General features: G+C 65.1%; 8 protein-coding genes and 2 pseudogenes. 6 read left to right on the forward strand and 4 right to left on the reverse strand.

Annotation, left to right across the window (positions count from 1 at the left end; all coding sequences use genetic code 11):
- The 4 genes and pseudogenes from C4301_RS08265 to glpX all read left to right on the forward strand — a co-directional run.
- Positions 1–952 (forward strand): annotated as a pseudogene (locus C4301_RS08265) (class I SAM-dependent RNA methyltransferase); the annotation flags it as partial.
- A gap of 92 nt (positions 953–1,044) precedes the next feature.
- Entirely contained in the window at positions 1,045–1,815 is a 771-nt protein-coding gene (gene hisF / locus C4301_RS08270) for an imidazole glycerol phosphate synthase subunit HisF (protein WP_352414621.1), read from the forward strand.
- A complete protein-coding gene (gene hisIE / locus C4301_RS08275; protein WP_352414622.1) occupies positions 1,806–2,429 on the forward strand; it encodes a bifunctional phosphoribosyl-AMP cyclohydrolase/phosphoribosyl-ATP diphosphatase HisIE in 624 nt (207 codons plus the stop codon). The genes hisF and hisIE overlap by 10 nt, the downstream gene beginning before the upstream one ends.
- Positions 2,430–2,655: 226 nt before the next feature.
- A pseudogene (gene glpX, locus C4301_RS08280) lies at positions 2,656–3,623 on the forward strand (class II fructose-bisphosphatase).
- Here the strand turns inward: glpX and C4301_RS08285 are convergent.
- Positions 3,620–4,054: a hypothetical protein gene (locus C4301_RS08285; RefSeq protein WP_352414623.1), complete on the reverse strand. Its 435-nt coding sequence runs from the start codon at positions 4,052–4,054 to the stop codon at positions 3,620–3,622. The pseudogene glpX and the gene C4301_RS08285 sit on opposite strands and share 4 nt — an antisense overlap.
- Positions 4,047–4,355 carry a DUF3234 domain-containing protein gene (locus C4301_RS08290; protein ID WP_352414624.1) on the reverse strand — a complete coding sequence of 103 codons (309 nt, stop codon included), beginning with the start codon at positions 4,353–4,355 and terminating at the stop codon, positions 4,047–4,049. Before C4301_RS08290 ends, C4301_RS08285 begins: the two co-directional genes overlap by 8 nt.
- Positions 4,356–4,372: 17 nt before the next feature.
- On the opposite strand from C4301_RS08290, the gene C4301_RS08295 reads away from it, so the two are divergent.
- Entirely contained in the window at positions 4,373–5,074 is a 702-nt protein-coding gene (locus C4301_RS08295) for a TlyA family RNA methyltransferase (protein ID WP_352414625.1), read from the forward strand.
- Here C4301_RS08295 and C4301_RS08300 read toward each other — a convergent pair.
- Positions 5,061–6,056 (reverse strand): aspartate-semialdehyde dehydrogenase, encoded by a 996-nt coding sequence (locus tag C4301_RS08300; protein WP_352414626.1) that lies wholly within the window; start codon positions 6,054–6,056, stop codon positions 5,061–5,063. The genes C4301_RS08295 and C4301_RS08300 overlap by 14 nt on opposite strands.
- Positions 6,057–6,090: 34 nt before the next feature.
- The gene (locus tag C4301_RS08305; RefSeq protein WP_352414627.1) at positions 6,091–7,611 is read right to left on the reverse strand and encodes a glycine--tRNA ligase; all 1,521 of its coding nucleotides are present in this window, start codon (positions 7,609–7,611) and stop codon (positions 6,091–6,093) included.
- A 122-nt stretch (positions 7,612–7,733) separates the two neighbouring features.
- Between C4301_RS08305 and C4301_RS08310 the strand changes: the two genes are divergently transcribed.
- Positions 7,734–9,044: Clp protease N-terminal domain-containing protein (locus C4301_RS08310; protein ID WP_352414628.1), on the forward strand; the 1,311-nt coding region annotated here is incomplete at its 3' end.

Here is a 9,044-nt window from a genome sequence, read left to right on the forward strand (position 1 = left end):
AGCTTCCCCTCAAGGAGGGGTTTGTGCGGGAGAGCCTGGAGCGGATCGCCCGCCTCGAGGCCCCCCTGCACCCCATCCACCCCTCCTTTAGGCCCTTGGCCTACCGGGCGGCCCCAGTACGCCCTCCACCCCTTAGGGGGCCTAGCCTACCGCAGACCGGGAAGCTATAGAGCCCCTTCAGGAGGCCTTCCGGCTCCTCTCCTTCTGGCCCTTAGGGGTGGAGGAGGTGGCCCTTAGAGGCAGCCTCCACGAGGGCAAGGCCCTTTTGGGCCCGATTGGGGGTGACCCTAGGGCGCTTAGGCGCACGGCCCAAGCCCTGGTAAGGGAAGGGCTGGAAGGGGTGGTCTGGGCCGAGCCCCACCCCAGGGGGCGGTTCCGGGGCCGGGTGGTCCCCCTGGCCGGCCGGACGGAGCTTCTGGAGGCCTTCGGAGGCATTTTGGCCTCGGTCAGCGTCCAGAGCTTCGCCCAGGTCAACCCTCCGGCAGCAGGGGCGCTCTTCCAAGAAGCCAAGGCCCTTGCGGGCAAGGGCAGGCGGGCTTTGGAACTCTACGCCGGCAGCGGCGTTCTTTCCCTCTTTCTGGCCGAGGCCTTTCAAGAAGTCGTGGCGATAGAGATCAGCAAAGACGCCATCCGAAGGGGGGAAAGGGACAGGGTGCGGCTGGGGGTGGAAAACCTCCGCTTCCACCGGGGGGATGTCCGGGAGGCGGCCCCCTTTGGGGCCTTTGACCTGGTGGCGGTGGACCCTCCCCGCTCAGGGCTTTCCCAGGAGGTTTTGAACTACCTTCTTTCCACACGCCCCGAGCGCATCCTCTACATCGCCTGCGACCCCGCCACCTGGGCCCGGGATGTGGGAAGGCTCGTCCAAGAGGGGTACCGGCTGGACTTCGTCCGGCCCTACGACTTCTTCCCCTTCACCCACCACGTGGAGATCCTCTCCCTCCTCCTGGCCTAGGTTGCAGCCAACGCCCCCTCCGCCTAGCATAAGGACATGAGGGTCTATCCGAGGCTTCAAGCCTCTCTCAAGCCCCCCCCTCTTCCTCTGCCATGAGCCTGGCCAAGCGCATCATCCCCTGCCTGGATGTCCACCAAGGACGGGTGGTCAAGGGGGTGAACTTCGTCAATCTAAAAGACGCCGGCGACCCCCTCCTGGCCGCCCAGGCCTATGACCAGGCTGGGGCGGACGAGCTGGTCTTTCTAGACATCTCCGCCACCCATGAGGAGCGGGCCATCCTTCTGGACGTGGTGGCCCAGGTGGCGGAACGGGTCTTCATCCCCCTGACCGTGGGCGGGGGGGTGCGAGGCCTGGAGGATGCGCGAAGGCTCCTTTTGGCCGGAGCGGACAAGGTGAGTGTGAACTCGGCGGCCGTGAAGAGGCCTGAGCTCATCGCAGAACTCGCGGACCATTTCGGAAGCCAGGCGGTGGTCCTGGCCATAGACGCCCGCTGGACCAAGGACTTTCCTGAGGTCTACGTTGCGGGAGGGCGGCTGGCCACGGGCAAACACGCGGTGGAGTGGGCCCTGGAGGGGACAAGGCTCGGCGCGGGCGAGATCCTCCTCACCAGCATGGATAAGGACGGGACCAAGGACGGGTATGACCTTAGGCTCATCCAGGAGGTGGCCCAATCGGTCGGGGTTCCGGTCATCGCCTCGGGGGGCGCGGGGCGGATGGAGCACTTCCTGGAAGTCTTCCAAGTAGGTGCGGACGCGGCCTTGGCCGCGAGCGTCTTCCACTTCGGCGAGATCCCCCTACCCAAGCTAAAGGCTTTTCTCAAGGAAAAGGGGGTTCTGGTGCGGGAGGTGTGGGCATGGACCTAGACGCGGTGCGCTTTGACGAAAACGGCCTCGTGCCTGTGGTGGTCCAAGACGCAAGGACCGGGGAAGTCCTCACCCTGGCCTACGCCAACCGAGAAGCCCTGGAGGAAACCTTAAAGACCAAGCGGAGCACGTTTTTTAGTCGGAGCCGAGGCAGGCTTTGGCGAAAGGGAGAGACGAGCGGGCATGACCAGGAGGTTTTGGAAGTGGCCCTGGACTGCGACCGGGATGCCGTGCTCTACAAGGTCATCCCTCACGGCCCTGCCTGCCACACAGGGGCCAGGACCTGTTTCCATCATCCCGTCACCGGGCCCGCTCCCCTGAGGCTTGGAGAGATTTTGGAAAAAGTCTATTCAACAATTCTGGAACGCATCCATACCCTTCCCGAGGGCTCCTACGTGGCCCGGCTTCACCAGGAAGGACTGGACCGAATCCTGAAGAAGGTGGCGGAAGAAGCCGGAGAGGTTCTTCTAGCAGCCAAAAACCGAAACAAGGAGGAACTTCTCTGGGAAAGCGCCGACCTCCTCTTCCACCTCCTATTGACCCTGGCGGAAGCGGGCCTCTCCCCCTTGGACCTGGCCGAGACCCTGAAGGCCCGCCACCGCCCCACCCCTTAGCGCCGCTGCCGGAAGACCCCCCGCCGGGGGTCAAAGGGACACCGCCCCAAGCCCAGACGAACACAGTGCCGCCTGGCTCGAGCCACCTCTTGCGCAAGGGGGAATGGAAGACCGCAAGTGGGGCAGGAAGCCTTCCGGGTTCGCCTAAGCCAAAAGAGGACCACACCCCCTGCAAAGACCAGGGCCAGGACCAGCGTCATCCCGGCTGCAGAGTATACTCTTTTCCATGGAAATTGAGCGCCGACTTGTGCTCGAGGTCGTCCGGGTTACGGAACAGGCCGCTTTGGCCGCAAGCCGCCTGGCGGGCAAGGGGGATAAGGAGGCCGTGGACCGGGCGGGCACCGAGGCCATGCGCCGGGTTTTGAACGAACTCCCCATCCGGGGCCGGGTGGTCATCGGCGAGGGGGAGATGGACGAGGCCCCCATGCTGTACATCGGGGAGGAACTCGGCCAAGGCGGGGTGGAGGTGGACATCGCTGTGGACCCCGTAGAGGGAACGACCACCACGGCCAAGGGCCTGCCCAATGCGGTTACGGTCATCGCCATCAGCGAGCGGGGCGGGCTTTTTCATGCGCCCGACATGTATATGGAAAAACTCATCGTCCCCCCCCGGCGGCGGGCCTGGTGGACCTCACCTGGCCCGTCTCGGCCAACCTCAAGGCCCTTGCTCTGGCCCTCCAGCGATCGGTGGAGGACCTCCTGGTGGTGGTTCTAGACCGCCCCCGTCACCAACGGCTCATCCAGGAGATCCGGGAGGCGGGGGCCCGGGTTAAGCTCATCACGGACGGAGACGTGATCGCAGCTTTAGCCGCCGCGGTCCGGGGAACGGGGGTGCACGCGGTCATGGGCATCGGCGGAGCGCCGGAAGGGGTTTTGGCCGCCGCGGCCCTAAAATGCCTGGGTGGGGAGATCCAGGCCCGCTTCACCCCACAGAACGAGGAGGAACGGGCCCGCCTCAAGGCCATGGGAGGGGACGAGAACCGCATCTACCGCACGGAGGACCTCGCCCCAGGGAAGGAGATCGTCTTTGCCACCACGGGCATCACAGATGGGGACATCCTCCAAGGGGTACGGTTCTTCGGCGGCGGAGCCAGGACCCACTCCGTGGTCATGGGGTACGCCACCCGGGTGGTGCGTTTTATAGATTCAATTCATCTTTTTGAGACCGGGGCCCGGGTCACCATCCGGGTCTAAAACCCCACCAAGACCCCAAGCGCCCCGCCCAGGCCAAAGGCCTGAGCACCCGGGAAGTAGGTGGGGTGGAGCTCCAAAAAGAACCCCACGGGAAGGAGGGGAAGGCCCAGGTTCAGCCAGGTTCCGAGAACCCCCCGCACCCCGGCCTGGCCCGTAGCCCCCAAGGCCAAAGCGTTCCCCGTGCCGTAAAACCCCCCCAGGCCCAGGTAGAGGTCGGTGAGGGGCACCTTCGCGAGGAAATCGGCGCCGAGGCCCGCCACCACGCCCCCTGCATACCCCAAGGCGGCATAGGCCCGCCCATCCAGAACCGCGGGAACTAGGCTGAACCGCGCCCCAAGGGAAAGCCCATACGGGCTTCCCAGACTTGCCTCGAGCCCCTGAGCCAAGCCGAGTCCCAAGACCAAGACCAAAAGGAACACCCAGTTACGCATCCTGCACCCCCTGCAAAAGCTCCTCCAAGGAGGCCATCTTGGCCTGATGCGCCCCAGGAGCGTAGTCCACAAGGACCTCCTCCACCCCTAGGCGCCTCAAGGCCAGAAGAAAGGCCTCCTTCAAGGGCCAGCCCTCCAGGGCCATGACCTCCATCCCGAGCCCTGGGTGGGCCTGGAGGAAGGCTTCGGCTCCTTCCCGCTTCGTCCAGAAGGCGGAAAGCCTCCGGCCCAAGGACTCCAGGACCAGATGCTCCCCCGGCTCTCCCAGGAGGACGAACCAGGTGCCCGAAAGCCCGCCCACGGGTTCATAATACGTCTGTGCGGCTGGACCTGCACCTCGTGGAGAGGGGCCTGGTGGCCACGCGCGCCAAGGCCCAGGACCTGATCCGGCAAGGCCGGGTCCGGGTCAATGGGAGGGTTGTCCTTAGACCCGCCCTTCAGGTGAGCCCTTCGGACCGGGTGGAGGTGGACGCCGAGCCCTACGTGGGCCGTGGAGCGTACAAGCTGTTGGGTGCCCTGGAGGCCTTTCCCATTGCGGTGGAAAACCGGGTAGCCGCCGACCTCGGAGCCAGCACCGGGGGGTTCACCCAGGTCCTTTTGGAACGAGGCGCGCAAAGGGTCTACGCGGTGGATGTGGGCCGAGGCCAGCTCCACCCCTCCTTGCGTCAGGATCCCCGGGTGGTGAGCCTGGAGGGGCAGGACGCCAGAACCCTCCTTCTTCCCCCCGTGGACCTCGTGGTCATGGATGTCTCCTTTATCTCCTCCACCTTGCTCCTTCCAAAGGTCTGGGAGCTTTTAAAGCCTCAAGGAGAGGCCTTGGTTCTGGTCAAGCCCCAGTTTGAACTCGGCCCTGGGGTGCACAAAGGGGTGGTGCAAAGGGAAAGCCTCAGGCAGGTCGCTTTGGGAAAGGTGAGGGAAAAGGCAAAGGAGATCGGCTTCCAGGTCTTGGGCGAAAGGGAAAGCCCCCTGCCAGGCAAGGAGGGGAACCGGGAGATCTGGCTTTACCTCAGGCGCCCTTGAGCCACTCTTCGGCAATCTGTACGGCGTTCAAGGCCGCCCCTTTGAGGAGCTGGTCCCCTACCACGAAGAGGTCCAGTCCGTTCTCGAAGGCAAGGCTTTTGCGAATCCGGCCCACCTCCACGTCCCATTTCCCGCTGGCGGTAAGCGGCATAGGGTAGCGGTTGGCCCGAGGTTCGTCCACCACCTCCACCCCTGGGGCCTTCCGCAACACCTCCTTTGCCGCCTCGGGGGTCACCGGGCGTTCAAACTCCACGCTCACCGCCTCCGCATGGGCCCTCAACGTGGGGACCCGGACCGCGGTGGCGCTGATCCTTATGGAATGGTCGCCGAAGATCTTGTGGGTCTCCCAGACCACCTTCATCTCCTCCCGGGTATACCCATTTTCTTGGAAGGCATCTATATGAGGGATGACGTTAAAGGGAAGGGGGTGGGGAAAGACCCTGGCCCTTGGGGCCTCCCCGTGGAGGGCCCTGTGGGTCTCTGCGGATAGCTCCTCCATCCCCCCGGCCCCCGCGCCGGAGGCGGCCTGGTAGGTGGCCACGATCACCCGCCTGGCCCCAAAGGCCCGGTGCAAAGGCCAAAGCGCCATGGCCAAGATGGCCGTGGTGCAGTTGGGATTGGCGATAATGCCCCGGTGCTGGAAGAGGGCCTCCCGGTTGATCTCGGGGACCACCAGGGGCACCCAGGGCTCGTAGCGGAAGGCGCTGGAGTTATCCACCACCACCGCCCCCCCCTCGGCCCAGAGGGGGGCCATGGCCTTGGAAATCGTCCCGCCCGCGCTGGCCAAAACCAGGTCCACAGGCAGAGGCCCCTCGGGGAGGGCCTCCACCCGGACCTCCTCCCCCTTAAAGGAAAGCCTTGTCCCTGCGGAGCGGGCAGAGGCGTAAAGCCTTAGCTCGGTCAAAGGGAAGTTCCTGGCCTCCAGGACCTTGAGCATCTCCCGGCCCACCGCGCCTGTGGCCCCCACGATTGCCACCCTCATGCACCCCTCCGTCAAGAACCCCCTTGTGCAGAGCCTACCATCTGAGCCTCTCCCGCAAAAAGGCCTCGAGCTCATCCACATGAAGCCGGATCTGCTCCATGGTGTCCCGGTCCCGCACCGTTACCGTATCCTTGAGTTTCGTCGTCCCATCCTTGCTTTGACCGATGGTGTCGTAGTCCACGGTGAGGGCAAAGGGGGTGCCCACCTCGTCGTGGCGACGGTACGCCTTGCCGATGTTGCCCGTGTCCTCATAGAGGATGCGGCCCAGGCCCAAGGCCTGAAGACGGGCCTTTAGGCGCTTGGCGTACTCCGTGATCTCGGGCCGGTTCTTGGCCAGGGGGATGACCACGGCCTTGATGGGGGCGAGTTGGGGCTTAAGCCTGAGGACGATGCGCTCCTCCCCACTGGGGAGCTCCTCCCGAGTAAAGGCCTCGGAAAGGAGGGCCAAAACCCCCCGGTCCACCCCCGCGGAGGGCTCGATCACGTAGGGCACAAACCACCTGCCCGTCTCGGGGTCGCGGTAGGCCAGACGGGCCGTGGAGTGCTCGTTTTTCAGCACCTTGGCGGTGATCCCCAGCTCCTCCTGGTCCTTGGTGTGGCTCCCCAGGTCGAAATCCGTCCGGTTGGCGATGCCCTCGAGCTCCTCGAGGCCGTGGGGGAAGCGGTAGAGGAGGTCCACCGTGGCTTTAGAGTAGTGGGCGAGCTCCTCTGGGGGCTGCTCAAAGGGGACCAGGTTGGCCCGGCTCAGGCCCATCTCCTGCCACCACTTAAGCCGCTCCTCCACCCAGTACCGGTGCCAGTACTCGTCCTCCCCGGGGCGGACGAAGTACTCGATCTCCATCTGCTCGAACTCCCGCACCCGGAAAAGAAAGTTTCTCGGGGTGATCTCGTTGCGGAAGGCCTTGCCAATCTGGGCAATTCCGAAGGGAAGTTTGCGGCTTGTCGCGTCCAGGACGTTCTTAAAGTTGATGAAGATCCCCTGGGCGGTCTCGGGGCGGAGGTAGGCCAAGGCGGCCTCCTCCTCCACCGGGCCCACGTAGGTTTTGAACATCATGTTGAAATAGCGGGGCGGGGTCCAGTCTCCGGCCTCCCCCGCCGCGGGGTCGATCACCCCTGCGGCGGTCAGCGCGCCCCCGGCCCGCCCGGGGCTTTGCATCATGGCCTTGATGAGAAGGGAGAACGCCCCCTCCTCCACCTCCATGGCCCGGTACAGCCGTCTGAGGACCTCCTCGGGTTGATCCTTGAGGAGGTGGTCGAGCCGGTACCGCTTCTTGGTGATCCGGTTGTCCACCATGGGGTCGGCGAAGGTGGACTCGTGGCCCGAGTAGTAGAGGACCAGGCGGTGGGTGAGGATGCTCGCATCCAGCCCCTCCATATCGTCCCGCTCATACACGTTGTGCCGCCACCAGGCCTGCTTAAGATTGTTCTTGAGCTCCACCCCCAAGGGGCCGTAGTCGTACGTCCCCTGAAGGCCTCCGTAGATCTCCGAGCCCGGAAAGATAAACCCTCTCCGTTTGCACAAGGCCACCAGTTCGTCAAGCGTCTCCGCAGGCATCTTCCCCCCTAGGCGCCCCTTCTTGGGGCGGTGGTCCTTAGTCTATGGGCATGGTGAGCCCGGGCGCAAACCTCCAAGCCTCCCTCCCTTAGGCTAAAATAGGGAGACGAAGGGGGTAGACCTTGAACAGGTACGACGATCGCGCCAGGCTGGTTTTCCACTACGCTCGGGAGGAGGGGGCCCGGTTGGGCCACTCCATGATCGGGCCGGAGCATCTTCTTCTGGGCCTGATGCGCGAGGGGGGCACCGCGGCCCGCATCCTGTCGGAGTATGGAGCGAGCCTCGAGGCCATGCGCCGCATGGTGGAGGAGCTCGTGGGCCGGGGAGAGGGAAGCCGCACCGGTGAGCCCCCCGCCATCACCCCGAGGGCCCGGCGGGTCATGGAGCTGGCCAGCGCCGAGGCCCGGAACATGGGCTCCTCCGTCATCGGCACAGAGCATATCCTTCTGGGCATCATCCGGGAGGGGGATGGGATCGCCTACCGGATCCTCACCCATTTCGCCAAGGACATCGACACCATCCGCTGGCGCATCCTCTCCATGGCCGAGTCCCGGGAACGGGAGAAGCCCGTGAACACCCCCTTCCTGGACGAGTACGGCCGGGACCTCACCAAGGAGGCAAGGGAGGGGAGGCTGGACCCGGTCATCGGAAGGCAGGAGGAGATCAACCGGGTCATCCAGATCCTGGCCCGGCGCACCAAGAACAACCCCGTCCTGATCGGCGACCCCGGGGTGGGCAAGACGGCCATCGTGGAGGGGTTGGCCCAGGCCATCATCGAAGGGCGCGTGCCCCCGGTGCTGCGCGGGGCCCGCATCGTCTCCGTAGACCTCGCGGGCGTGGTCGCGGGCACCAAGTACCGCGGCGAGTTCGAAGAACGCCTGCGCCAGATCATCGAGGAGCTCAAGAACGCCAAGGTGGTGGCCTTCATCGACGAGCTGCACACCCTCATCGGGGCGGGCGGTGCCGAGGGCACCCTCGACGCGGCCAACATCCTCAAGCCCGCACTGGCGCGTGGTGAACTCCAGTGCATCGGTGCGACAACGCTCGACGAGTACCGCAAGTACATCGAGCGGGATGCCGCGCTCGAGCGGCGCTTCCAGCCGGTGTACGTGCGCGAGGCAACCGTCGAGGAGACCATCGCCATCCTTCAGGGCATCAAGGACCGCTACGAGGCCCACCATCGCGTCAATATTTCCGATGAGGCGATCAAGGCGGCGGCGGAGCTGGCTGCCCGCTATGTCACCGATCGCTTCCTCCCCGATAAGGCGATCGACCTCATCGATGAGGCCGCCTCACGGGTGCGCATCCAGCGGGCTACCGCTCCCTACGCGCTGAAGGAGGCGAAGAAAGAGCTCGAGGAGGTCCTGCGGCGCAAGGAGGAGGCCATCCAGGCGCAGAACTATGAGCTGGCGGTGCAGCTGCGTGATGAAGCT

It is taken from the genome of Thermus sp. (assembly GCF_040290245.1).
Classification (GTDB): domain Bacteria; phylum Deinococcota; class Deinococci; order Deinococcales; family Thermaceae; genus Thermus_A.

Coding starts and splice junctions, on each gene's coding strand:
- hisF (WP_352414621.1), top strand. CDS start 1,045: ATGAGCCTGGCCAAGCGCATCATCCCCTGCCTGGATGTCCACCAAGGA.
- hisIE (WP_352414622.1), top strand. CDS start 1,806: ATGGACCTAGACGCGGTGCGCTTTGACGAAAACGGCCTCGTGCCTGTG.
- C4301_RS08285 (WP_352414623.1), bottom strand. CDS start 4,054: ATGCGTAACTGGGTGTTCCTTTTGGTCTTGGTCTTGGGACTCGGCTTG.
- C4301_RS08300 (WP_352414626.1), bottom strand. CDS start 6,056: ATGAGGGTGGCAATCGTGGGGGCCACAGGCGCGGTGGGCCGGGAGATG.
- C4301_RS08305 (WP_352414627.1), bottom strand. CDS start 7,611: ATGCCTGCGGAGACGCTTGACGAACTGGTGGCCTTGTGCAAACGGAGA.